Annotated in this window: 21 protein-coding genes; 10 read left to right on the top strand and 11 right to left on the bottom strand. The window is 68.9% G+C overall.

The window, feature by feature from the left end; genetic code table 11:
- Window positions 1-4: 4 nt before the first annotated feature.
- The 3 genes from ACFWPQ_RS47860 to ACFWPQ_RS47850 all read right to left on the bottom strand — a co-directional run bounded on the left by ACFWPQ_RS47860 (window position 5) and on the right by ACFWPQ_RS47850 (window position 8,762).
- A complete protein-coding gene (locus ACFWPQ_RS47860; RefSeq protein ID WP_384050379.1) occupies window positions 5-1,975 on the bottom strand; it encodes a discoidin domain-containing protein in 1,971 nt (656 codons plus the stop codon).
- Between the two features lie 80 nt (window positions 1,976-2,055).
- A complete protein-coding gene (locus ACFWPQ_RS47855; protein WP_384050376.1) occupies window positions 2,056-5,616 on the bottom strand; it encodes a choice-of-anchor D domain-containing protein in 3,561 nt (1,186 codons plus the stop codon).
- Window positions 5,617-5,909: 293 nt separating this feature from the next.
- On the bottom strand, window positions 5,910-8,762 hold the full coding sequence (locus ACFWPQ_RS47850; protein ID WP_384050373.1) for a carbohydrate-binding protein: 2,853 nt from the start codon (window positions 8,760-8,762) through the stop codon (window positions 5,910-5,912).
- Between the two features lie 334 nt (window positions 8,763-9,096).
- Here ACFWPQ_RS47850 and ACFWPQ_RS47845 point away from each other — a divergent pair, with 334 nt between their 5' ends.
- Complete coding sequence (locus tag ACFWPQ_RS47845; RefSeq protein WP_384050370.1) at window positions 9,097-9,930, top strand: PIG-L family deacetylase; 834 nt, start codon at window positions 9,097-9,099, stop codon at window positions 9,928-9,930.
- Between the two features lie 36 nt (window positions 9,931-9,966).
- Here the strand turns inward: ACFWPQ_RS47845 and ACFWPQ_RS47840 are convergent, their stop codons facing one another.
- Window positions 9,967-10,566: a DinB family protein gene (locus ACFWPQ_RS47840; protein ID WP_384050367.1), complete on the bottom strand. Its 600-nt coding sequence runs from the start codon at window positions 10,564-10,566 to the stop codon at window positions 9,967-9,969.
- Window positions 10,567-10,836: 270 nt separating this feature from the next.
- Between ACFWPQ_RS47840 and ACFWPQ_RS47835 the strand changes: the two genes are divergently transcribed.
- Complete coding sequence (locus ACFWPQ_RS47835) at window positions 10,837-11,961, top strand: fatty acid desaturase family protein (protein ID WP_384050365.1); 1,125 nt, start codon at window positions 10,837-10,839, stop codon at window positions 11,959-11,961.
- Between the two features lie 68 nt (window positions 11,962-12,029).
- On the opposite strand, the gene ACFWPQ_RS47830 is transcribed toward ACFWPQ_RS47835, so the two are convergent.
- On the bottom strand, window positions 12,030-12,218 hold the full coding sequence (locus ACFWPQ_RS47830; RefSeq protein ID WP_384050362.1) for a zinc-binding dehydrogenase: 189 nt from the start codon (window positions 12,216-12,218) through the stop codon (window positions 12,030-12,032).
- A 390-nt stretch (window positions 12,219-12,608) separates the two neighbouring features.
- Here ACFWPQ_RS47830 and ACFWPQ_RS47825 point away from each other — a divergent pair, with 390 nt between their 5' ends.
- Window positions 12,609-13,217: an Lrp/AsnC family transcriptional regulator gene (locus ACFWPQ_RS47825; RefSeq protein WP_384050411.1), complete on the top strand. Its 609-nt coding sequence runs from the start codon at window positions 12,609-12,611 to the stop codon at window positions 13,215-13,217.
- Window positions 13,218-13,258: 41 nt separating this feature from the next.
- Here the strand turns inward: ACFWPQ_RS47825 and ACFWPQ_RS47820 are convergent, their stop codons facing one another.
- From ACFWPQ_RS47820 to ACFWPQ_RS47810, 3 genes are all read right to left on the bottom strand, one after another.
- Complete coding sequence (locus ACFWPQ_RS47820) at window positions 13,259-14,530, bottom strand: MFS transporter (protein ID WP_384050360.1); 1,272 nt, start codon at window positions 14,528-14,530, stop codon at window positions 13,259-13,261.
- A 537-nt stretch (window positions 14,531-15,067) separates the two neighbouring features.
- Complete coding sequence (locus ACFWPQ_RS47815; RefSeq protein WP_384050358.1) at window positions 15,068-16,186, bottom strand: fatty acid desaturase family protein; 1,119 nt, start codon at window positions 16,184-16,186, stop codon at window positions 15,068-15,070.
- Window positions 16,187-16,193: 7 nt separating this feature from the next.
- A complete protein-coding gene (locus tag ACFWPQ_RS47810) occupies window positions 16,194-17,249 on the bottom strand; it encodes a ferredoxin reductase (RefSeq protein ID WP_384050356.1) in 1,056 nt (351 codons plus the stop codon).
- A gap of 86 nt (window positions 17,250-17,335) precedes the next feature.
- On the opposite strand from ACFWPQ_RS47810, the gene ACFWPQ_RS47805 reads away from it, so the two are divergent.
- On the top strand, window positions 17,336-18,475 hold the full coding sequence (locus ACFWPQ_RS47805; protein ID WP_384050353.1) for a PucR family transcriptional regulator: 1,140 nt from the start codon (window positions 17,336-17,338) through the stop codon (window positions 18,473-18,475).
- 239 nt (window positions 18,476-18,714) lie between these two features.
- Complete coding sequence (locus tag ACFWPQ_RS47800; RefSeq protein WP_384050351.1) at window positions 18,715-19,053, top strand: thioredoxin family protein; 339 nt, start codon at window positions 18,715-18,717, stop codon at window positions 19,051-19,053.
- 401 nt (window positions 19,054-19,454) lie between these two features.
- Here the strand turns inward: ACFWPQ_RS47800 and ACFWPQ_RS47795 are convergent, their stop codons facing one another.
- Complete coding sequence (locus ACFWPQ_RS47795) at window positions 19,455-20,060, bottom strand: class I SAM-dependent methyltransferase (protein WP_384050348.1); 606 nt, start codon at window positions 20,058-20,060, stop codon at window positions 19,455-19,457.
- Window positions 20,061-20,427: 367 nt separating this feature from the next.
- On the opposite strand from ACFWPQ_RS47795, the gene ACFWPQ_RS47790 reads away from it, so the two are divergent.
- From ACFWPQ_RS47790 to ACFWPQ_RS47775, 4 genes are all read left to right on the top strand, one after another.
- On the top strand, window positions 20,428-20,886 hold the full coding sequence (locus ACFWPQ_RS47790; protein WP_384050345.1) for an SRPBCC domain-containing protein: 459 nt from the start codon (window positions 20,428-20,430) through the stop codon (window positions 20,884-20,886).
- Window positions 20,883-21,233, top strand: coding sequence for an ArsR/SmtB family transcription factor (locus tag ACFWPQ_RS47785; RefSeq protein ID WP_384050342.1), 351 nt, complete (start codon window positions 20,883-20,885; stop codon window positions 21,231-21,233). Before ACFWPQ_RS47790 ends, ACFWPQ_RS47785 begins: the two co-directional genes overlap by 4 nt.
- Before the next feature lie 2 nt (window positions 21,234-21,235).
- Window positions 21,236-21,679, top strand: a complete 444-nt coding sequence (locus ACFWPQ_RS47780; protein WP_384050339.1) for an SRPBCC domain-containing protein — start codon at window positions 21,236-21,238, stop codon at window positions 21,677-21,679.
- Window positions 21,680-21,760: 81 nt separating this feature from the next.
- The gene (locus tag ACFWPQ_RS47775; protein ID WP_384050336.1) at window positions 21,761-21,937 is read left to right on the top strand and encodes an integrase; all 177 of its coding nucleotides are present in this window, start codon (window positions 21,761-21,763) and stop codon (window positions 21,935-21,937) included.
- A 589-nt stretch (window positions 21,938-22,526) separates the two neighbouring features.
- Here the strand turns inward: ACFWPQ_RS47775 and ACFWPQ_RS47770 are convergent.
- Window positions 22,527-23,162, bottom strand: a complete 636-nt coding sequence (locus ACFWPQ_RS47770; RefSeq protein ID WP_384050334.1) for an AAA family ATPase — start codon at window positions 23,160-23,162, stop codon at window positions 22,527-22,529.
- Window positions 23,163-23,346: 184 nt separating this feature from the next.
- Here ACFWPQ_RS47770 and ACFWPQ_RS47765 point away from each other — a divergent pair, with 184 nt between their 5' ends.
- Complete coding sequence (locus ACFWPQ_RS47765; protein ID WP_384050331.1) at window positions 23,347-23,802, top strand: hypothetical protein; 456 nt, start codon at window positions 23,347-23,349, stop codon at window positions 23,800-23,802.
- Here ACFWPQ_RS47765 and ACFWPQ_RS47760 read toward each other — a convergent pair.
- Entirely contained in the window at window positions 23,760-24,647 is an 888-nt protein-coding gene (locus ACFWPQ_RS47760) for a hypothetical protein (protein ID WP_384050328.1), read from the bottom strand. The two genes, ACFWPQ_RS47765 and ACFWPQ_RS47760, sit on opposite strands and share 43 nt — an antisense overlap.
- Window positions 24,648-24,783 lie beyond the last annotated feature (136 nt).

Genomic DNA, 24,783 nt, shown 5'->3' with positions numbered 1-24,783 from the left:
GGCGTCAGGCGCCGAAGACCTGGAACTCCGAGACCTGCCCGGCCAGCCAGCCGTTGTTGGCCGTGAAGGTGAGTCGTACGTAGCGGGTGGTGGCGGTGGCGGGAAGCGTGAGGGTCGCGGTGTTGCCGGTCGCCGGGTCGAAGGTGTAGCCCGCGGAGGCGAGCAGCTGGGCGAAGGTGCCGCCGTCCGTGCTGCCCTGGACGGAGACGGTCTGGGTGCGGGTGGCCCAGGCGGTCGCCGGGGGCAGCTTGAGGACGATCCGTCTGACGCCGGTGGCGGCGCCCAGATCGACCTGGACCCACTGCGGGAAGGCGTTGTTTGCGGACTCCCAGTAGGTGTTGGTGTCGCCGTCGGTCGCGTTGGACGAGGCGTAGACCTGGGTGTGGCTGCTCTCCGAGGTGGGGCGGTGCAGGGCGAGGTTGGTGGTGCTGGAAGGGGGGTCGGTGGTGACATTGACCTGGTTGGAGGGCTGCGACACGTTTCCGGCCGCATCGTGGGCGACGACGTCGAAGGTGTACGCGGTGGACGCCGCGAGTCCGGTGACGGTGAACGACGTGGCGTCGGTGGTGCCCACCTGGGTGCTGGTCGAGCCGGACACCTGCAGGACGCGGTAGCCGCTCACGCCGACGTTGTCGGTCGCCGCGTTCCAGGCCAGCGAGAGGGAGTTGCCGGTGTGCCCGGTGACGGTCAGGGCCCCCGGCGCGGCGGGCGGTGTGGTGTCGCCGGTGGGGACGACCGGCTGGGTGGGGCGGGTGGCGGTCAGCGCGATCTGCCCCTTGAGCATGCGGCCGCCGTCGCCGGTGAGGCGCAGGTAGTAGTCGGCGGAGCAGGCGGTGCCGTCCTCGTCGAGGGCGAGGAACCCGGAGTCGGTGGGTACCCAGGCCTGGGTCTCGGCGGTCTTGGCGATCTGGTTGCCCTCGTTGTACTCGTCGAACATCGAGATGTAGATGCCCTGCACCCCGGCCCGGACCATGTTGTAGAACTGCCGCCACATGAAGTCGCCGTGCGCGCGCTGCCGGCCGGAGACGTCGCCGGGCAGCACACAGGGCTGGAAGTCGATGCCGTTGGCGTTGCAGTCGGCCTGGTCGGGGACCGTGTAGGTGGTGTACGCGTTGTCGGCCTCGGTGACGTTCCCGATGGCGCCGACCATCCAGGGCGAGATCATGTTGAAGGCGTGGTAGACGCCGAGGAAGCCGGGCTGCGAGCCGCCGGTCCCCGTCCGCCATTCACGCGGGACGCCACCGATGACGTAACAGCCCTGGTTCTTGAACCAGTTGACGACGTCGAGGCAGGCGTCGGCGGTGAAGGGGTGGTTGGGGTCGTTGAAGCCGAAGCCCCAGATGCACACGACGGGCTTGCCGTTCTGCTTCGCGTACGCCGAACTCGCCGTGTACGCGGACATCTTGTTCGTCCAGTCCGTCTTGATCTCGGACTGCATGTTCGTCCAGTTGGAGACGTCGTACATGATGTAGAACTTCCGCCCGTACGCCTCGGCGGCGCTGCGCACCCTGGTCGCCATGGCGTCCCGCGTCGGGCCCTCGCCGCCGGTGGGGTTGAAGCGTTGCAGGGCGGCGGTGTCGATGCCGTTCTGCTGCATCCACAGGAAGTGGGTGTTCACGGTCTGCTGGTCGTACGAGGAGAACAGCGTGGCGGGCTGACCGTTGCCGAGGGCGGCGTACGAGGTCTGGTAGGTGTTGGTGTAGTCACGCATGTCGGGCCAGCACTTGATGTTGGTGTTGGTCGGGGACGGCGACCGGCTCCAGTCCTGGCTCCAGTGCCACCAGCCGTTGATCGGCGCGCCGTCGCCGACGCAGGCGAACCAGCCCTGGTAGCCGACGGTGATCTTGCCGACGACGTCGCCCGGCGCGCTGGCCGCGGACGCGGTCGGGGCGAGTGCGGTCTCGGTGGCGCCCACGGCTCCCACCGCGGTGGCCGCCGCCGCGGCCCGTAAGAAGACTCTGCGTGTGACACCCATCTGGACTCCTCTGCTGGCCTTCGGTGTTCGGTGCTGCCGGGTGCGAGCACGCCCGCACCCGGCGGCACCGTCGGATCGGATCAGGTGTTCCAGACCTGGAACTCGGAGACCTGGCCGGCCGGCCAGCCGTTGTTCGCGGTGATGTTCACCCGGAAGTAGCGCTGGGTGGTCGCGGTGAACGTGATGGTGACCGTGTTGTTGGTGGTGGGGTCGAAGGTGTACGTGGCCGACGACTTGACGGTGGTGAAGGAGGAGCCGTCGGTGCTGCCCGACAGGGACAGCGTCTGGTTGCGGGCGCCCCAGGTCGCGGGGAGCTGGAGGACGACGCGGCTCGCGCTCTGCGCGGACCCGAGGTCGACCTGGACCCACTGCGGGAAGGCGTTGTTGGCGCTCTCCCAGTAGGTGCCCTGGTTGCCGTCCGTGACGTTCGACGACGGGTAGACGTCGGTGTGGCTGGACTCGGTGGTGGCCGCCCCGGCTGCCAGGTTCCTGCTCACCGTGCCGACGCCGGTGCCGGTCAGCGCGACCGTGGTCGTGCCGTTCGACGCGTTGCTGGCGATGCTGAGATCGCCGGTGCGGGTGCCGGACGCGGTGGGCGTGAAGGTGACGGCCACCGTGCAGGAGGCCCCTGCCGCGATCGACGTCCCGCAGGTGTTGGTCTGCGAGAAGTCGCCCGTGGTGGTGACGCCGGAGACGGTCGCGACCGCGGTTCCGGTGTTGGTCACCGTGACCGTCTGCGCGCTGCTCGCGGTGTTGAGCGCCTGGGTGGCGTACGTCAGCGACGTCGGGCTGGCCGACAGGGTCGCCGGCGAGGAGCCGCCGGTGCTGGGGAACACCTCGAAGTCCGACAACTGGGCTGCGTTCCACCCGGTGTTGGCGGTGATGTTCACCCGCACGTAGCGCGCCGTGGCGGCGCTGAACGTGATGGTCGCCGTGTTGCCGTTGGCGTTCGGGTCGAAGGTGTACCCGGCCGATGCCTTGATCGTGGAGAAGCTGGAGCCGTCCGTGGAGCCCTGCACCGACAGGGTCTGCGTGCGGGCCGACCACGCCGTCGCCGGCGGGAGCTTGAGCACGACCTTTCCGACGCTGTAGTTCTGGCCGAGGTCCACCTGGGCCCACTGCGGGAACGAGCCGTTCGTGCCCTCCCAGTACGTCGACGCGTCCGTGTCGGTGAGGTTCGAGGCGACGTACGGGCTGTTGCTCGAACTCGCCGACGCCGGCCGCCCGGCGGCGATGTTGGTGGTGGAGTCGATGCCGCTGCCGGTCAGGGCGACGACGGTCGGGCTGTTGTTGGCGTTGCTGGTGACGGTCAGGTTGCCGGTGCGCGTTCCGCCAATGGTGGGCTTGAAGCCGACGGTCACCGTGCACGACGCGCCGACCGCGAGGGTGGCGCAGTTGTTGGTCTGGCTGAAGTCACCGGTCGCGGCGACGCCCGAGACGGTCGCCGACGTGGTGCCCGAGTTCGTCACCTTGACCGTCTGCGTGTCGGCCGAGGAGCCGACCACCGTGGCGGCGAAGGCCAGACTCGCCGGGTCGGTGTTCAGGACCGGGCCGGGCGCGGTGCCGGTACCGGAGAGGGTGACCGTGTTGGTGACCCCGCCCGCGTTGACGGTCAGCGTGCCGCTGCGGCTGCCGGTCGCCGTCGGCGCGAACTTCACGCTGACGGTGCAGGAGCCGTTCGCGGCGATCGACGAGCCGCAGGTGTTGGTCTGGGAGTAGTCGCCGCTGGTGGCGATCGAGGAGACGGACGCGGCGGTGCTGGTCGGGTTGGAGACGGTCACGGTCTGGGCGTCACTCGTCGAACCGGTCGCCACCGAACCGAAGTTGAGCGCGCCGGGGGTGGCCGTCACGCCTTCGGACGGGTAGGGCGGGTAGACCGGGGCCGGCCACCCACCGCAGTACGGCGTGCCGCTGATGCCGGAGTTGCCGCCGCCGTCGGTCACCGTGAAGCTCCCGACCGAGCAGCTGTACACCGGGGAGGAGTAACCGACGCCGGTGGCAGTGACGTTGGTGAACTTGGCGGCGCCTCCGGTCTGTTCCTGGAGGGCGAAGGTTCCGGTGCCGGCGATGGTCACGTTGTCGAGGTTGACCCCGCTGATGGTGCCCTCGACCCACTGGACCGCCTCGTACGGGCTCTGCTGGATCAGGGCGTTGGTCACGTTGATCGGGCCGGTGATCGCGCCCTGGCTGCCGTCGAACCACAGCGCACCCACGCCGAACTGCCAGTTCGGGTCGAGGCTGCCGTCCCGGACCATGGTGTTGCCGGAGATGGTGGTGGTGCCGACCGGCGTGGAGGAGAAACGTTGCCCCACGTGGATGCCGCCGCCCTGGGTGATGCCGCTGTCCACCACCCGGTTGCCGCTGACGGTGTTGTCGTGGCCGCCGTAGATCGCGATGCCGTTGGCGAGGATCTGCAGGGACACGGTGTTGTTGGAGATGGTGTCGTTGGCGTCGGCGCCGATGCCGGAGTCCGCCCAGGTGGCGATGCCGTCGTCGCCCGTGTTGCGGATCTCGCTGTTGGTGACCTTCGAGTTGGTGACGGCGCCGTGGAAGTTGATGCCGTCGGCGGTGGTGTCACGGATGCGCATGCCGGTGAACGTCAGTCCGTCCATCGGCCCGTCCATCCAGGCGCCGACCTTCATGTGGTCGATCCACACGCTGGAGACGGTCGAGTTGCTCATCGCGCCGCCGATGCCGTTGACCTGGGCGCTGTCGTTGCGCTCCTGCACATCGCCGAAGATGGCGAAGTTCTGGAGGTGCACGCCGGTGCTCGCCGAGGGTGCGGAGTTGCCGTAGAAGCCGGGGGCCGTGCCGGTGACGGTCGAGTACCACATGCCGGCGCCGGCGATCGTGACGTTGTTGACGCTGATGTGGCCGGGGATGTTGTAGGTGCCCGGCGGGATCCACACGGTGCCGCCGGGGCCTGCCGAGCTGATCGCGGCGTTGAACGCGCTGGTCGCGTCGGCCGCACCGGTCGAGTCGGCGCCCTTGCTGGTCACCGAGACCGACCCGGAGGGTGCGGTCAGGGCGGCGCCGACCTGCTCGAAGTCGGCGAAGTCGATGGTGTACGAGGAGGCGTTGTCCCCCGAGTCGACCTGCAGCTTGAAGGTCGTGCCCGCCGGATAGGTGGTGGAGAACAGGCGGTGGGCCTCGTCGTAGAAGTGGTGCGGGTTGCTGCCCGGGGTGTTGGTGAAGGGGTAGCTGCCGTAGTACCAGCTGTAGGCGTTGGTCAGGGTGAAGTCGGGCTGCTTGACGCCGTTGATGTACAGGGACAGCGCGGCGGTGTAGACCGAGCCGCCCGAGGTGTCGGGGATGCTGTACCGGAAGTTGATCGAGTTGGTCGCCACCGGCGTGGTGAAGGTGACGTACTGGCCGGTGCCCTGGAGCGTCGTGGCCTTGCGGTAGGACGCCTCGTCGGCCAGCTGGCCCTGGGTGTAGCTCGGGCCGATGGTCGTGCCGTTGGTGGCGGAGTTCTCCGCCTGCACCTCGACGTACGGCAGGCTCGCGCCGCTGCCGCCGGTGGCGGTCGACGCCGCCCAGGCGGGCTGGACGGCCAGGGCGACGATGCCGAGGGCGGCCACCATCGCGGTGCTGACCGCCCAGACCAGGGCTCGTCTCAGATCTCGGATGGAATGGAACACGTACCACTCCTTTCATCAGGACATGCCGGAAATGCCCTGCTGACACCGCCGGAGAGGGAGGGACGTGGCGCAAGGGGAGACGGGAGGCAGGGGGAAGGCAGGGGGTGCTGATGACGCGAGGGGGACCGTAATGTCCTCGACAGAGGCACGCAAGAACTAGACAGAAAATTGCAACAATAAAAATTCAGCATGCAAGATCTAATGTGCCACCGTGGGGCTGCGGCCTGCGGTGGGGCCGCGCGCACGGCGGTGCCGCCGGACCGGGGTCCGGCGGCACCGTGGAGCGGATCGGGTCAGGTGGTCCAGATCTGGAACTCCGACACCTGACCTGCCGGCCAGCCGTCGTTGGCGGTGACGGTGACGCGGTAGTAGCGCTGGGCGGCGGCGGGGAAGGTGAGCGTGACGGTGTTCCCGGTGCCCGGGTCGAAGGTGTAGGCGGCCGAGGGCTTCAGGGTGGTGAAGACGGCGCCGTCGGTGCTGCCGCCGAGGGTCAGGGTCTGGGTGCGGGCGCCCCAGCCGGCGGGCAGTTGCAGGACCACGCGGGAGGCGCTCCGGGCCGAGCCGAGGTCGACCTGGACCCACTGCGGAAACGCGTTGTTGGCACTCTCCCAGTAGGTGGACTGGTTGCCGTCCGTGACGTTCGACGACGGGTAGACGTCGGTGTGGCTGGACTCGGCCGCGGGCTTGCCGGCAGCGAGGTCGGTCCCGGGTGTGTCGGTGCCCGCGGTGAAACCGAGGTGGTTGATGTTCCAGCCGCCGGAGTCCTGGGCGAGGGTCAGGGTCTGCCGGCCCGCCGGCAGGGTCACATGGATGGTCACGGTGGCCCAGGTCTGCCAGTCGCCCGTGGCGGGCAGGTCGACGGCCCCGGTCAGGCTGGTGCCCGCGGCGTCCGACAGGTGCAGCGCGCCCGTCACCGCGGACGGGGCCGCGACACGGAGGCCGAGGGTGTAGGTGCCGGCCGCGGCGACGTCCACGGTGTAGCGGAACCACTGCCCGCCGCCGGTCCAGCCCAGGTTGTAACCGCCGCCGGTGTCCGAGGTGTTGTCCAGGTCCACCCCGTCGGCGCGGTAGGAGTTGGCGTTGCCGTTGACGGAGGTGACGTTGTAGGCCACGCCCTGGCCGCCGGTGTCGTAGTTCTCCGCCTGCACCGTGCCGGGCACGGCGGCCGGGGTACCGCCGTAGGGGCCCTCGGGAGCGGGCGGCGGCCAGTGGTTGTCACTCAGCGTGGCGACGAACCCGGTGGAGTTGTCGACGAAGGCCGAGGCGCCGGAGGGGAGCCCGGTCACCGTGTTGCCGGTGATCGTCGCGGAACCGGTGGGCGCGGGGTAGAACGGCGGGGAGATCGCGATGCCGTTGCGGCCGGGGTTGCTGACCGTGTTGTCCTGGAGCAGGGTGTCGGTCGAGGTGGAGAAGCCGATCCCGTCGTAGAGGGAGTCGGTGACGGTGTTGCCGGTCACCGTGACCTTGTCGACGATTCCGGTGTTCTGTCCGTCGCCGCCGTTGCCGATGTGCAGGGCGGGCTGGCCCTGGCTGTAGGCGTTGCCGCCGGAGCGGACCACGGTGTTGCCGGTCACGGTCGCGGACAGCAGGTCACTGCCGTTGACACCGAAGCGCCCGGCCCCGAGACCGATGTAGCGGGCCGTGTCGCCGATGTAGTTGTCCTTGACCTGGTGGCCGCTGCCGCCGTAGATCCCGATGCCCTTGCCGCCCCATGGCGCGATCGAGGTGTTGTCACTGACGGTGACATTGGTCATCGGGTGGTAGTAGGTCCTGGATCCGTCGCCGTTGGTGTTGTAGTTCACCGAGTTGATGGCGATCGCGTCGTCCCCGGTGCCGCGGACGAAGTTGCCGGTGACCGTCAGGTCGTTCCCGGTGTCGGCGCCCAGCGACACGTTGTTGACGTTGATCCCGTCCGCCCAGATCGACGTCAGCCTGCTGTTGCGCACCGTCCCGCCGGTGCCGGAGGCCCAGAAGCCGGACATGGTGTGCTGGGTCCAGATGCCGTCGGCCAGCCAGCCGGTACCGGTGGTGTCCATCGCGCCGCCGTCCCCGCCGACGGTGCTGCGGCTGACGGCGTTGGCGTCGATGTGGAAGTTCCGTACGGTGCAGGAGGTCAGGTCGAACAGGGCTGCCAGCGGTGTGCTGTTGGGGACCGGCACGTCACGGTAGACCGTGCTGTACCAGAGCCCCGCGCCCGCGATGGTGATCCCCTGCGCGTGCAGTCCCTCGGTGCCCTTCACGTAGAAGGTGCCCTGGGGGATCCACAGGATCCTGCCCTGCTGCTGGGCCTGGTCGATGCAGTTCTGGATGGCGGCCCGGCTGTCCACCGACCGGCTGTCGGCGGCGCCGTTGGTCGGGCTGTCGTCCGCCACCGCACCGCAGCTCGTGATCGAGATCGAGTCCGCCGGCTGCGTCAGCGGCGCCGGCGGCTGCTCCACGTCGACCGAGTCCACGTCGTAGAAGGACGCGCCGTTGTCGGAGTCCTTCCGCAGCGAGAACGTGGCGCCCGCCGGGATCGGGGACCCGGTGACGAAGGTGTGCGACTCGTCCCAGAAGACCCTCGGGTCACCGTCGGCCGGGTTCTGGTTGTCGCTCGTGTTGTAGTTGCCGTTGCCCTCGTACACCCAGCTCTGGCGCGAGTTGAGGTTCAGCGCCTGCCGGAACACCCCGTTGACGTACAGGTTCAGTGTTCCGGTGATACCGCCGCCGGCCGCCGAATCCGGGACACTGGCGCGGACGTCGAGGAAGGAGATCGGCTGCCCGGTGGTGTTCGTCCACTGCACCGACTGGCCCGTGCCGTCCAGGTGGACGTAGGAGTGGCCCGACGCCTCCAGGGCGGCGCTCGAGTACTGCGACGTCGGCGCCGAGGTCAGCGACCGGACGGCCGCACCTCCGCCCGGTGTTCCCGACTCGGCCTCGTAGACCGAGAACGGCGTCGCCGCACCCACCGCCGCGCTCCTCGCCACCGCCACCGCCTGCGCCTGCGCCTGCGCCTGCGAGTGCGAGTGCGAGTGCGAGTGCGAGTGCGCCGGAGAGTGCGCCTGAGCCTGCTGTGTGGCGGCGGCCGGCAAGGCGGACACGCACATCGCGCCGACCGCGGCGACGGCGGCCGCCGCCAGTCGCCGGGGTCTGAAGATCGTCAGCATGTGATGCTCCTTCGGGGAATGGGGGCAAAACCGGCGCCCCGACCGTACGGAGCACCCATTCATCCCGCTAGATTCCGACGAAGTAAAGAATGAATCACGCAGATCTTCGCAAGTTCCTTACTCGGTGCCCGCAAATCCCGGATGCCGTAGTCGTCGGAGGAATAGGCGGCGCCGGCCGCGGCCTTGAAGAACCGAGACCGAAAGATCGTCCGCCCGGGCGTGATCCGGTGCCCTGGGGTTCGCCGTACGCCCGGTGATCTGCTATTCAGGGGCGCCCGCTCATATGACCGCCGCGGACTCGGATCGATGCCATTTCACACAGGAGGACTGCTTCATGAACGACCGGCCCTTGACGCTCATGGCGGTACACGCCCACCCCGACGACGAGGCCACCGGAACGGGCGGCGTCCTCGCGCGGTACGCGGCGGAGGGCATGCGCACGGTGCTCGTGACGTGTACCGACGGCGCTTGCGGTGACGGACCGGGAGGCGTCAAGCCCGGCGATCCCGGGCACGATCCGGCAGCCGTGGCCCTGATGCGGCGCCAGGAACTGCAGGCGAGCTGCGACATCCTGAAGATCAGCCACCTGGAGATGTTGGACTACGCCGACTCCGGGATGATGGGCTGGCCGGCCAACGACGCCCCCGGATCCTTCTGGCGGACGCCCGTGGAGGAGGGCGCTGCCCGGCTCGCGGAACTCATGCGGCGCTACCGGCCCGATGTGGTCGTCACCTATGACGAGAACGGCTTCTACGGCCACCCCGACCACATCCAGGCCAACCGCATCACGATGGCCGCGCTGGCGATGACCGAGCCGACCGCGAAGGTGTACTGGACGACGGCACCCCGCTCGATGATGCAGCGCTTCGGGGAGGCCATGCGCGAGTTCGATGCGGACATGCCCGAGCCGGATCCCGCCGAGGCAGCCGCGATCGCGGAGATCGGACTCCCCGACGAGGAGATCACCACCTGGGTGGACACCACCGCGTTCGGCGGCCAGAAGTTCGACGCGCTCGCCGCGCACGCCAGCCAGGGCGAGAACATCTTCTTCCTCAGGATGGGCCGGGAGAGGTTCACCGAGCTGATGGGCGTCGAGACCTTCGTACGCGTCCGGGACACCACCGGAGCGCCCGTGCCCGAGAACGACCTCTTCGCCGGACTGCGCTGATCCGTCCGTCCACCGGGGCCGGCAGCAGGTGTGGGATCAGCCTTCGTCCTCCCGCGCCACGCGCTCCAGCCGGCTCCGGTGGCCCTCCCACCACTGCTTGTCCCCGGGGGGCAGGTTCTCCTTGCCGGACAGGTATCCGACGGATCCGTCGATGAGCTCTCGCACGATGTCCGCGTGGCCGGCGTGCCGCTGGGTGTCGGAGATCACGCGCACCAGGATGTGGTGCAAGGTCACCTCCCGGCGTTCCTCCGGCCACCACGGGACGTGACCGGTGGCGTCGAGCGCGAGCGTCGCGATCGTGCTGTCGGAGTGCTCCCACGCCTGGCGGTACAGCCCGACGATCTGTTCCCGTGATTCGTCCGCACCGGCCCACATGTCCGAATTGGGCTCCGACTCCTCGGTGTACCACCAGGAAGGCGGCGGTTGCGCCTCGAAGAACGGCCTCCCGAAGGTGTCGCCGAAGTACGCGAGCTCCACGCCGGCGACATGCTTGACCAGCCCCAGCAGGTTCGTGCCCGTGGGGGTCAGCGGACGGCGGACGTCGTACTCCGACAGGCCGTCGAGCTTCCACACCAGGGCGTCCCGCGCCTCTTGCAAGTACCGGAGAAGGTCCGCTTTCGGATTCGGTTCGATCATGCCGGGCAGTTTCCCACCCGGCACCGACAACCGGTCGCGCTGCGGGCCGATCCCGGACTCCGGCCGGGCACGCAGCATGAGGTCGAAGCGGAAGAGGCACCTGAAGTCCGCACCGCGGGAACGCCGCCGTGTCGGCTGATACGACGTACAGGCCCAGGTCAGCGGCGTAAGGAGTGGTGGTAGCCCCCGGAAGGTCGTGAGGCCGTCCCCCTGCGGATCCGGTGGCTGGCCAGCTGTCGACCCCGTGCCGCCATGCCCAGACTCGGCGGCATGACCTTCTCCATCGACGACCCGGTCGCGGCCGCAACGCCCGCCGCCCCCGCACAGTCCGCCACCCCCGCACAGCCCACCGCCCCCGCACGGTCCTCCGCCCCCGCCCAGCTCTCCGGCCCCGGCAGCGATTTCGCCGGACTCTCCCGACGCGTCGGCGCGGCAGGCCTGCTGGACCGGCGCCCGGGCTACTACACCGTGCGGCTCGTCCTGGTGATCGCGGCCCTGCTGGGTGGCGGGGCGGCCTTCTTCGCGCTCGGTGACACCTGGTGGCAGCTGGCCGTCGCCGCCGCCATGGCCTTCGTCTTCGGCCAAGTGGCGCTCGTGGCACACGATCTGGCGCACCGGCAGGTCTTCCGCCGGCGCCGGCCGAGCGAGACATGGGGCCGTCTCTTCGGCAACCTCGGCATCGGCATGAGCTACGGGTGGTGGATGAACAAGCACACCCGTCACCACGCCAACCCCAACCACGAGGAGCTCGACCCCGACGTCGCCCCGGACCTCCTGGTGTGGTCCACCGACCAGGCGCGCGACAGCAGCGGCCTGGCCCGGGTCATCGGCGGCCACCAGGCTTTCCTGTTCTTCCCGCTGCTGACGCTGGAGGGTTTCAACCTGCATGTGTCGAGCCTGCGTGCGCTGCGCTCGCCGTCGATGAAGAACCGGGAGCTGGAGGGCACGCTGCTCCTCCTGCACCTGGCGGCCTATCTGTCCGCACTGTTCCTGGTGCTCTCTCCCGGCAAGGCGGTGGCGTTCCTCGCGGTGCATCAGTGTCTCTTCGGTGTCTATCTCGGCTGTACGTTCGCCCCCAACCACAAGGGCATGCCCACCTTCACCGGTGACGAGCGGCCGGACTTCCTGCGGCGTCAGGTGCTCACCTCCCGCAACGTGCGGGGCGGTTGGTTCACGGACCTGATGCTCGGCGGGCTCAACTACCAGATCGAACACCACCTGTTCCCGAGCATGCCCACACCCCATCTGCGACGCGCCCAGGTGATCGTGCGGGAGTACTGCGCGGAGATCGGTGTGCCGTACCACGAGACCGGGCTGCTGCGGTCCTACCGCGAGGCCCTCACACACCTGCACCGGGTGGGTGAGCCCATCAGGCGGCAGCGCAGGGCGTCCTGACGACGCGCCGAGCACGTGACACGCCTCGCGCAGGACTCGTTCAGCGCGGCGTGTTCAGCTCGCCGTGTTCACCGGTCTGCTTCCTCGTGATCGGTGACGAGCACGACACCGCCGCGGACCCCGCCCTTCGCCAGCAGGGTGTGTGCCTCCGCGACCCGCTCGAACGGGAACGTCCTGGCGACTCGCAGGTTCAGCAGACCGCTTTCGACCAGGCGAGCCGGCTCGGTGAGTTCGGCACCGTCCGCCCGCGCCTGCACCAGGCCGACCCTGACACCGCGCTCCGAGGGCGGTGTGCCCGGCGGGCGTCCTTCCGCCGGATCGCCGAGGTGGCCGAGGTCTCCGAGCAGACCGTGGCCCGCCGCTATCGCGCCCTGGTCGCCGACGGAACTGTCCGCGTGCGCGGCCTGCCCAGCCACACTCTGCTCGGCGATCAGACCTGGTTCGTCCGGGTCCGGTGCCGGCCCGACGCCACCGACGCCCTGGCGGATGCTCTGGCCGCCCGCGACGACACCGCCTACGTCAGCGTCACCTCCGGCGGCTCCGAGATCGTGTGCCAGACCCACACCGGCCCACGCCACCAGCAGGGATCGGTTCTGCACCGCCTGCCACGCACCGCGAAGGTCCTGGGCTTCGACGCCTGTGCGGTCATGCACATGTACCTGGGCAGCGGCTCCAAATGGCTCGCCTTCGACGATCCGCTCACCGACGACCAGCTGGCCCTGCTCCACACCTCCGGCCAGCAGCAGCGCGCCACCATCGGCGGAGCGGTCCAGGACGCCCGGAGCGCGGGAGTACCGCACGAGCAGGACGAGCCGCTGCTGGCCGAACTCGCTCTCGACGGCCGCGCCGGAGTGGTCGAACTCGCCCGCGCCTGCGGCTGGTCCAAGTCCCGGGTCTCCGCGCGCCTGGAGGAACTCCTCGCGGCGGGGGCCCTGCGCATCGCCGTGGACCTGGCCTACCCGCGCTTCGGCTTCCACAGCCCCGCCTACCTGTGGCTCACCGTCGCCCCCGGCCGCCTGAACGCCACCGGCGAAGTCCTCTCCGCCTACCCGGAGACCACCTTCGCCGCGGCGGTCACCGGATCCGCCGACCTCCTGGTGACCGTCACCTGCCGCACCATGGACGACCTCTACTCCTACGTCACCACCAAGGTCGGCGCCCTCGACGCCGTGCGCCAGGTCGACGTCGTTCCCGTCCTGCGCCGCGTCAAGCAGGCGGGCACCCGACTCCACGACGGCCACCTCGCTCCGGCCTGACCGATGTCCAGCAGGGCCCACCGGGCGCGAGACGGTCTGTTTCAGCACGCCCTTCGGTCGGCGGGCTTCTCGATCTCGGTGGTCACCCGTGCCGCTCGGAAGAGGACGGGGAGCCAGAGGAGACATGCCAGCAGCGGGACCGCGGCGTAGGTGGCCATGCCCGCACTGGAGCCCAACCCGTCCATGAGCGCGCCGAGGACGAGATAGCCGATGCCGATGAGCACCGACTCCACGAATGCGATCATCGACAGCAGGCTCGCCCGGTGGCGCGACGGCACGGCCTCGTTGAACACGTTGTCCACGAGCACGGCGGTGATCTCGGGAATCCCGACCAGGGCCAGGAACGCGGCGACGGTGACCCGGACAAGGCCGAGGCCGCTCAGGCCGAGTGCCGCGGCGAGCGTCAGGAGGGACACCGGGACCATGACCCGGTACCCGATGCGCCGGTCCGCGCCGTCCGACAGCAAGGGAGTGAGCCCGCCGACGAAGAATCCCGCCGCTATGACCACGCTGACCAATGCGGTGCCCGCTCCCTGATCGGAGAGGGTCTTCTGCGTGAAAATGATGTACGGCGTCAAAGTCGCGTGCATCAGTCCGGACACCACGACAAGCGTCACGAGCGCCGGCGTGGCGACCCGAAGCATCGCCCGCCATGCCGTGACATCGCCGTGCTCCTCCTTGGCTCCGTCCTGCTCGTCCACCGCGTCCGCGCCGCGGATCTCGGGCACCCCTGACATCAGCACCACCACGGCCAGGACCAGGCACGCCGCCGAACCGACGTAGACGAATCCCCAGGAAATCCGCTGCAGTTGGCCGCCGAGGACGATGGCGACTCCCGAGGTGACCGTCCCGAACATGGTGAACCGGGACTTGATCCTGACGTAGCCGGCCGTTGCACCACGACGCACGAGCAGGTCGTACAGCAGGGCGGTGTCCGAACCGGACGCACATGCCATGCCCACGCCCTGCCCGATGAACAGCGCCAGGAACACCCAGTAGTTGGCGAAAGCCACCTGACCGAGCAGACATGCAGCTATCAGCATCTGGCCGATCACGATGCTCGCACGCCTGCCGATTCGGTCGGCGATGACTCCCGTCGGCAACTCCGCAAGTCCGCTGACCAGGTAGAGCAGTGTCTGCAGGAGGGCCACCTGCCCGGCGGAGAAGCCGCGCTGATACAGGAAGAGGACGAATACGCCGCGCTGGAACAGCGAGTTGGCGAGCACGGCGTAGACGTAGAAGGGGCGCGTGACACTTCGTGCTGCATCGTCGACTGCAGCCGACCCGCCAAGGGCCTCCGTGGTGCCGGTCATGCTGCGGGCTCCCCCTGTGAACCGCTTGATCCGGAACGGGTGGGGCAGGTGGCCCCGATCGTCGAGAGACGTGAAGCCCCTGGCAGGACGGCCATCACCGCAAGATCGTCCGCTGCACCAGAGGCTTCGGGTTGGTCACCCATGCTGCCACGCTCGATGTCCCGCGCCACAGCGTGGTGCACCTCTCCCGGCTGCTTGCCGCGCATCGCCGTCGCCTGGGCACCCCGCGGGGCCCGCGCGCACCGGGCACGTCCCGGCAGCCGGTCCTCGTGCTGCGCTGGTTCCGTGAGCGGAACAAGCCCTCGACACCGACACCCTCGCCCCGGCCACCGCGTGACAGCACACCAAGAACTCAGCCGAGCGGCTTCGCCGCCCGGCTGCTGCCGCCTGCCCGCCTGAGCCTCGATTTTCCGTTCAGCGCCATCAGAATCCCGTGTCGTACGGTCCGATGTCGCGGTCGCCCACCGTCCGCAACGGATCTCACCGAACCCGGCGGTGCCGCCGGTACGGCCGAAGGATCTGAACCAGTACCGGGAATCAGGCCGCGACGAGCTCCTGCTCGCGGTCCGGCGTCTTGACCTTGGGCTTCCTGTTGGGCAGCGAGAGCCGGAAGACCTTGCGCCATGCGGAGAACACCTGCTTGGGCAGCGGCCCGGTGACGTACTCCAGCTCGTACTTCTCGAACAGCGCGCGCACCTTCACCGCGACCTCGGCGTACCGGTTGCTCGGCAGGTCCGGGAACAGGTGGTGCTCGATCTGGTGCGACAGGTTGCCGGTCATGAAGTGCATGGCCCTGCTGCCGCTGATGTTCGCCGAGCCCATCATCTGGCGCAGGTACCACTGGCCGCGCGTCTCGCCCTTGATCGACCGGCGCTCGAAGACCTGCACGCCCTCGGGGAAGTGCCCGCACATGATCACCGAGTGGGACCAGATGTTGCGGACCAGGTTCGCGGTGAACGTGGCGGCGAGCGTGGTGAGGAACGACGGGCCCGACAGCAGCGGGTGGATCACGTAGTCCTTGAGCACCTGCTTGCGGATCTTGCGGCCCACGGCCCTGGCCCGCGCGCGGAACTCCGGGTTGTTGCGGCGGCGCTTGCGCAGGTTCTTGCCGAGCTCCAGGTCGTACGCTGCGATGCCGTACTCGAAGAAGCAGGCGTTGAGGAAGTTCCACAGCGGCTGGCCGAGGTGGAACGGGTGCCACTTCTGGTCCTCGTCGACGCGCATGATGCCGTAGCCGAGGTCGTTGTCCTTGCCGATCACGTTGGTGTACGTGTGGTGCAGCTCGTTGTGCGAGTGCTTCCACTGGTCGGCCGGCGAGACGTGGTCCCACTCCCAGGTGGTGGAGTGGATCTTCGGGTCGCGCATCCAGTCCCACTGGCCGTGCAGGATGTTGTGCCCGATCTCCATGTTGTCCATGATCTTCGCCACGGACAGTCCGGCGGTGCCGAGCAGCCACGCGGGCGGGAAGAACGAGAACAACAGCACGCCCCTGCTGGCCAGTTCGAGCTTGCGCTGCGCCGAGACGACCTTGCGGATGTAGGCGGCGTCCTTCTCGCCGCGGTCGGCGATCACCTCGTCGCGGATCGCGTCCAGCTCGCGGCCGAGCTCCTCGATCTGGTCCGCGGTCAGGTGGGCGGTGGGGTCGATGGCGGTCAAGGTGCTCCTACCGTTCGATGTCGCAGGGGCCCGCGGCGGCGGACACGCAGGTCTGGATGAGGACGCCCGGCTCGGCCTCGGTGATCTCGCCGGTGCGCAGGTCGCGGACGGCGCCCGCCTTGAGCGGTGTGACGCAGCCGAAGCAGATGCCCATGCGGCACCCGGAGGGCATGAGCACGCCGGCCTCCTCGCCGATGTCCAGCAACGGCGTGGCGCCGTCCGCGTCGACGGTCTTGCCGGTGGCGCTGAACGTGACCTCGCCGCCGTCGCCGGTGACAACAATGCCGGGGCGGAAGCGTTCGGTGTGCAGGCGCTCTTGTACGCCGTGCTCGGTCCAGTGCTCCTCGGCGGCGTCGAGCAGGCCCGCGGGCCCGCAGGCCCAGGTCTCGCGCTCGGCCCAGTCGGGCACGAGTTCGTCGAGACGGGCGATGTCGAGCATGCCGTCCGTGTCGGTGTGCACCTCGGTGAGCCGCAGCTTCTTGTCCGCTACCAGGTCGTGCAGTTCCTTGCGGAAGATCACGTCTCGCGGCTGTGGCGCGCAGTGGACCATGACGACGTCGTCGAACTCGGTGTCGCGCAGCATGCCCATCACGGGCGTGATGCCGCTGCCGGCCGTCAGGTAGAGCACCTTGGCCGGCCTGGCCTGCGGCAGCACGAAGTCACCGGTCGCCTGGTCGAGCTGGATCAGCGTGCCCGGTCTCGCCCTGCGGACCAGGTGGTTGCTGACCTTGCCGTCCGGGATCGCCTTCACGGTGATGGTGACGCGGCCGTCCTGGCGCTTTGCCGGAGAAGTGAGCGAGTACGCACGCCACAGGCGCACCCCGTCGACGTCGACCCCGATCCGCACGTACTGACCGGCCGTGTGGCCGCGCCAGCCCCGTCCCGGCCTGATCACGATGGTCGCGGCGTCACCCGTCTCGGGGTGCACGGCCTCGATGCGCCCTCGCAGGTCAGCGCCCGCGCGCAGCGGGCTGACCAGGTCGAGGTAGTCCGACGGCAGCAGCGGCGTCGTGACCATCTCCAGCAGTTTCCACGCCCTGCTGCGGAGGGCTGTACTCGTCATGGCTCCAGCTTGCTGTGCCTCAGGGCGTAAGGTCCTAACCGCAGGACGTAAATCTGGACGGCAGAATTGTTCGCAGGGAATAAAAAGTGAACCATGTGATCCGGAGGGCCAGCGAACTGGCCCTGGATGAGACGACGGTCACCGTCCTTCGGGCTGGGCTGAAGACCACCGCCGACGAGGTCGTCCAGGCGATCATCGACGAGGTCCCTCCCTATGCCAACGCCCTTACGGGCCACATGGGCGCCACCATCCGCCGAGCCGTCCGCACCGCCCTGGGGCACTACCTGGACCTCGCGAGCGGGAACGCCACCGGCGGCGACGGCGGTGACGCGGCCTACGAGCTCGGCCGCGGCGAGGTGCGCGACGGCCGTTCGATGGACGCCCTGCTCAGCGCCTACCGCGTCGGTGCCCGCGTGGCCTGGCGATGCCTGGCAGCGGGTGCCGTACCCGCAGGTCTGCCCGCCGCCGAGGTCGCCAAGTTCGCCGAGCTGACCTTCGCCTACATCGACGAGCTCTCCGCCGCGAGCGCCGCGGGCCACGCCGACGAACTGGCCGCCCGGGGCAGGGATCACGAGCGTCACCTGGAGCAGCTGGCCGGCGACCTCCTCGCCGGCGCGAGCCCGGACGTGCTGTTGGTCTCTGCTCAACGGGCCGGGTGGCAGCCTCCGGTTTCGCTGACCGCGGTCCTGCTGCCCGCCGCCCAGGCCCGGCCCGCCTACCGCGCGTTCGACCCGAGCACCCTCGTCCTCGACGATCTGCCGGACGCCACCGGTGTGCTGCTCGTCCCCGATGCCGACCGGTCACATCTCTTGCGGCAGCTGACCGACCGCACCGCCGTGGTCGGCCCGGCCCGGCCATGGACTCGTGCGTCCGCCTCGTACGCACGAGCCGTACGCGCGCGCTCCCTCTCCTCTGATATTCGCGACACCGAGGACCACCTGCCCGAGCTGGTGCTGAGCGCCGACATGGACGCGTTCGCAGACCTGCGGGCCCGAGCCCTCGCACCGTTGCGGACCTTGCCTGTCGCGACCGCACGGCGGCTGGAGGAGACCTTGCGGGAGTGGCTGCTGCACCAGGGCAGGCGGGACGAGGTGGCGGCGGCGTTGTTCGTCCATCCCCAGACGGTCCGGTACCGGATGTCGCAGCTGCGGGAGCTGTTTCCGGATCTCGCATCGCCACACCGGGTCCTTGAACTGACGCTGGCGGTCGGTCTTGGGGCCGGCTGACGCGCTCATCGAGCATCTGGTCGGTGATCTGGGCCGCTGCGCCCTGGAAGACGGCTTTCATGTCGCCGTGGAGGGCGCTGTCCTGGCACGAGCTGAGCCACGGGCGCGCGGCGGGCTGCAGCTGGGCGACCGGCGGGGCGGCCACGCCGGGTCACCAGGGGCGAGGGGCCGGGCCGGCCTGGCACACCGCGCGAGGGATGATGGGGATGGAATGACGGAACGTGAGGTCAGGAGCTTCCATGACGAAGCGGGTTCACCGACCGCGTGAGGACGCGGAGTTCAATTTCATCCTCAGGATGAGCGGACTTCCGGTCTTCGCATACTTCACCGGGACGTGGCCCAAGGCAATCGAGCCCTGCCGGGTGATGGACCTCGTCGTGGATGGCATCGCCGACGAGTACACGGGCCGCCTGACGGCCGTCCGCGCCGACATCACGCGTTGTCCGGCCGCAACCGAGCGATACGGGATCACCGGAGCCCCGTCCTACGTCCTGCTGAAGGACGGAGAGGCGGTGGCGCACGGCACGGGGCCCATGACCATCGCCGAGGTACGGAAGTTCCTGGACGGCCACCTCTGAGCGGCCGCTGCGGCACGTGGCCGCGACGACACCGGCCCAGGCAGAGAGGACCGCCATCAGCTGACCGAAGCCCACCGAACCGCTGACGAAGGGGGAAAGCCAGGCCGCGGGCGCCGCAACGACGAACACCCGCCACGGCCTGGAGCCGCAAGCGGGTGCCAATGTCCCCTGCCCCGAAACAGGGCACCGTGGGGCAACTCTGTCATCTGTGTCCGAGGGGCGAGTTGACCACTGCCGATACGGTCGTGATCGGGCAAGGACACCTCGTGGTGCAAGGTCCGCGGTGTGCTCCTCCCAGCGTCTCCTCGTGAGAACCACTACCCACGCGAACTGCTCGCCAACTGCTCGGAGAAGCCCCTGGCCGCCTGGCCGGCACGGTGATCAAGATGTCGGGCAAGGCCTCACCGACGGTGGACGCTGACGGCATAGCCGCCGCCGTCGTAAGGGACGGCGTCCCAGGTGGCGAAGCGGTCCACGAGGCTGAGGCCGACCGCGGCGCAACATTCGTCATACTCCGCCAGCGTGATGCCTGGCGGCACCGGCAGATGGGCTTCGTCCAGGCCGAAGCCGGCGACCATCAGACCACCCGGGCGCAGGACTGCGGCCAGGCGCTCGACCACCGTGGCCTCGGTGCCGGCCGCGAGCAACGGGAAAACGTTGCCTGCGGCGACCACGAGATCGAAGTCCGCCGCGATGCCGAGCAGATCCGACTCGAACTCAGCCAGATCGACCTGGAACCAGGGCAGTTCCGGCGCCCGCTTCTGCGCCACTGCCAGCATCGACGCATCAAGATCCACCCCGACACAGTCGTACCCGAGCTCCGCAAGCCGGATCATGACCCGTCCGGTACCGCACCCGGCGTCGAGCACCCGCGCTCCGGCCGGCATGAGCGCTGCGCAGAACCGCGCCTCACCGTGCACATCCTTCCCGCCACGGGCCAGAGCCGCGAACCGCGCAGCATAGTCCTGTCCGGATGTCCCTCCGGTCAACTCCTGCCAACGGCTCATGACGCCCACTCTAAGCCGTCCGTGTGCCACTCGAAGACGGGGCCGGGTCCGCGGCGCTGCAGGCCGTCACGGAAAAGGGCGCAAAGGCCGGCAACCGTCGGCGCGACGACGTCACCGGCACAACCGACACCCGGACAGGCGGCGGGCGATGGCGGACGTCTTCCCGGAAACCCTGCTGCCCCGGCGATCGGGCTGTTCGGATGTCCGGGCAAGCGGCGGTGCACGAGACCCGGGGGCCGACGTCGTGGCCTCGGCCTTCATCGCGGGCAACGGACTCGCCGGCCCCCATCCATCCGCAACCAATACTTGCGCGTAAGCGCCTGACGACCTAGGCTGACATGCAACCAAAGGTTGCGAAAGGGTTGGCATGGAGTACGGCAGTATCGAGCGCGACATCCACGTCGATGCATCACCCGATCTGGTCTTCGAGGTCATCAGCCGACCGGAGCACATGCGAGAGTGGTGGCCGGACGACGCCCGGTTCAAGCCCGTCGAAGGGGCGCCCGGTGAGCTCTTCTGGCGTGACGAGGCGACCGGGGAGACGATGACCGTCGCGCTCACCGTCGTCGAGGTCGACCCGCCGTCGCGGTTCTCGTTCCGGTGGTGCTATTCCGAAACCGATCGCGGCGGGGACTCGCTGCTGGTCACCTTCGACCTGGAGCCGACGGAGCGAGGGACCCGGGTGCGGATGACAGAGACCGGGTTCCGCGAGATGGGCTGGGAGATCGCCGTCCTCGAGGAGCAGTACCGCGAGCACGCGAGCGCCTGGGACCACTACATCCCCCAGCTGGGCGCGTACATCGCGCGGCTGGAGTCGACCCCATGAGCGCGCCGGTCGACGACGAGCTGTGGTCGGCGATCGGCGACCCGACCCGGCGCACCCTGATCGACCTGCTCCTCGCGTCCGGGCCCGGCACCGCCACCTCACTCAGCGCGGGCCTCCCCCTCACGCGGCAGGCCGTGTCGAAACACCTCGCCGTCCTCGACCGCGTCGGGCTGGTCCACGCCGAGCCGGCCGGTCGCGAGCGGCGCTACCACGTCGACGAGGCGCAGCTCGCCCGCGCGGCCGCGCAACTGGCTTCGGTCGGCGCCACCTGGGACGCCCGACTCCGCCGGATCAAACGCATCGCGGAGGCGATCGAACGCAGCCGCAACAACACCGAAGGAGAATGACCATGGTCGACATCCTGCATCGAATCGGCGCCGTCGCGTCGCTGGACGACGTCTATCGGGCCATCGCAACCCCCGAAGGCATCGCCGGCTGGTGGACGACCGACACCACCGGCAAGAGCGAGGTCGGCGGCCAACTGGCGTTCCGGTTCGGCGACCTCGGCGGCTTCGACATGGAGATCCTGGAGCTCGACCCCGTCGGCCGGGTGCGGTGGCGCGTCACGGACGGACCCGCGGAGTGGATCGGGACCGAGATCGACTGGAGCCTCAGCCGGCGCGACGAGTACACGATCGTCCTGTTCAAACACGAGGGCTGGCGCGAGCCGGTCGAGTTCATGCACCACTGCAGCACGAAGTGGGCGACCTTCCTGATGAGCCTCAAGGAGTTCGTGGAGACCGGACACGGCAGGCCGACACCCGATGACGTCCGTATCAGCGACTGGCACTAGTGCGTGTGCCGTTCAGAAACTCATCGCTGCTGCTCGGAGTAGGTCTGGTGCGCCACGATGGCCTCCTGGAACCCTGGCCGGATGTTCGTCTCACTGGTGTGCGGGGTGGCCCGGAAGCTGCTGTCGGTCCCGGCGGTGCTGGTGCGCCGGGGCGCGGCGAAGGATGCCGAGTTGCTGGTGCTGCAGCATGAGAACGCAGTGCTGCACAGGCAGCTCACGGGCCCGGTGCGGGCAGGCCACCGACCATGCGCGCGGTAGGGGCGTTGGCGGTGCGGCCGGCCCGGGAGAATCCGCGTTGGGGCTGTCGTCGGATCCAGGGCGAACCCGTTCGTCCGGGGCATCCGATCGGCACCACGACGGTGTGGGAGATCCTGACGGCTTCCGGCATCGACCCGGCCCCGCGTCGCAGCGGACCGACAAGGCGCGAGTTCCTGACCGCGCAGGCCGAGGGCATCATCGCCTGCGACGTCGTACACATCGACCTGATCGACCTGCGCCGCGTGTACGCATCGGTCTTCGTCGAGCACGGCGCGCGCCGACGGCACATTGCGGGGGTTGCTGCGCATCCGACCGGACCGTGGACGGTGCAGCAGGGAGGCTGGCTCACGCACGACTGCGTCACTCGGCCTGCGGGGCGCTCCTCAGGGTCGCAGGGCAGCGGCACCGGCCCGCATCATCGCGGACACCGTCGACCCTGCCCATTGCACGAGGTCACGCGGCAAGCCGACGTCGAGTGCGATGGTCACCCGCATGTATCGGGTGTGCAGCTGAGTGACTTTGACGGGACGTGGTACGACAGCGTCCGGTCCGCGCTGCAATGCGGCTCGGTAGGTGTCCTTCCGCTGATTCATGCCTTGTCCTGTCGCTTGATGAGTTCGCCCGCGAGGTCCATGTACGCCGAGGCTTTGACTTCCACCGGACTTCCGAATGACTGGGCGTACAGGTCGAGCCGCGGAATGTGCGTGGACAACACGTCGAATCCCCGCTCGGTAAGAGCTTCGCGGGCGTCGGCATCGGGACCGGTACGCGTTGCTTCGGCACGATTCGTTCGGTTCAGCAGAACGGCGGCGTGGGCCGGCTGGACGCGCAAGGACTGTACGTCGCCCATCTCCCCGCCGATGGGCGCCATGCGATCCAGCTCGATGGGAGCCGGCGTCACTGGCACGATCCATTCGCTTGCGTACCTCATGATGCTGCGGGCGATGTGCGCGTGGTCCTCCATCTGCGGAGCGTCGAATACGACGGCCTGGCGGTCGCCCAGGAAGTCGTTGACGCGCCGGTGCACATCACCCACCGGAAGAGCGACCACAGGAAACGGGAAGCCTCCTGCCAATTCGCTCCAGCGCAGCGCGGAGGAAGCGGGGTCGCTGTCGACCAGTAGCGGTGGGATACCCGACTCGTGAAGTGCGTGGGCCAACCAGACTGCGCTGGTCGTCTTTCCCACCCCGGGCTTCAGGTTCACAAAGGCGTAGCTCAGCAACACACGAGTCAACGTATGGTCGCGAGAGCTGCCCGACTGTCGACTCGGGACAAACAGTGCCGTCGTTCACCCTGCGGCTCCGGTGAATCACTCCTATGGGCCAGTACGGCAGTCGCAAGGCCCGAGGGGGATCGACAGTGAGTTGACAGCTCTCGCCGCGTCAGGAGCAACCACCCTGGTCTCGCTCATGGTCACCGACTCCTGGGTGCGCGCCCGCGACGTCGCCAGGCGGTTTCTTGTCCGCATCGGTTCAGACAGCACCGCGATTGCCGACTTGGACACCGACCGAACCCGACTGCTCGCCGACGACACCGCAGACAGCTCGCAAACGACCCTTGACATCACCGATGGCTGCCCCCTCGACGACACCGGTATCCCCAGTCCGTCCGCCGCCGCCGCCACCCGTAACCCGCACCGCAGCGGCCAGCGCTGGGTGCTGAACACGGTGCCGACCATCCTCCGCGAAAGTGCCGGTGAACACCCGTGCGAAAATCTCCAGGTCGGCGGCATCCCTACGCGGCGCGGCCGTCAGCAGGTGGCTGAAGTCCGCTTTCCCGTCGGGCTCGTACGAGACAGAGTCGCGCCGCGAAGTCACCGACCTCAGTCGGCGAGAGCGGAGCCCGGATCCCAACGGCTTTTCTGAACCAGCCTCGTGATCTGTTGTCCTACCTCGGGATCGGTGTAGGTGTGCCCGGTTTGTTGGACGCGGTTGGCCAGATCCTGGGCATGGAGGTCGACCACGGCCTCGATAAGTGCAGCCAAGTTGGCAGTTGCGGAGCGGCTTCTGAGGTGAGCGGTCATCAGCGTGCCGGCCGCGATGAACAATGCCGGCCACCACCAGGCCACCAGGACGAGGTAGAGGAGGCCCCAGGCGGTGATGCGGGCGGCGGTCGCGAAGGCGTCGCGCGCCGCTGACAGCTCATTCCGAGCGTCTTCGGAGAGGATCAACCAGAGAAGTGCCCAGGTGGAGTCGATGTCCAAGCCGTAGAACGCGGCCACACGCAGGCGAGTGACGCGAAGCCGATCGCCGATCCAGGTCGGGCGGTCGGCTTCCAGCAGGCAGATGCGATTGGCCTCGGCGATCGCCTCCGACAGTTCCGCCTGGGTTGCCGCCGCGTCCGCTCTGCTCTTGGCGGCGCGGGAGCGTGTGCGGCGGCGTGCTGCCAGCCAGCGGGCCGGCCTACGACGCCCCGGCATGGTCCACATCATCTCGACCAGGTGCCCCAGCGCGCCCGCGAGCAGCCCTGCGGCGATGGATCCCAGCAGTACTGCCACCACGATCAGCGCGGCGCCACCCACTGATCGGAGCGATCGCGAAGTCGACCACTCGGTGATCTGGCCGCTCAGCATCCCCAGGTTCCAGGCATTTCGGTGCCCGAGCGTCACGGCTACCGCAGCAGTCGCCAGATAGAGCAGGCCGGGAAGCGCCAGCAGAGACATCCATCTTTCGGCGAACTTCTTGCCTACCTCATCAAGAAACGCGTTCATCGCGCCAGCGGGAGGGCGACGAGCGCGGCCCCGTTCGCCCCTGTCGGCGGCGCGTGAATCGTGACCCATATCCGACGGATGAAAAGTGACCCCCACTGCGTCAGTTGATGTTGGTCATTCCCCGGTGTTGGCTGCG

This window comes from Streptomyces sp. NPDC058464 (assembly GCF_042721035.1).
In the GTDB taxonomy this organism is placed as follows: Bacteria; Actinomycetota; Actinomycetes; order Streptomycetales; family Streptomycetaceae; genus Streptomyces.
The sequence above is the reverse complement of the archived record's forward strand: the minus strand, read 5'-3'. Positions and strand labels throughout refer to the sequence as shown.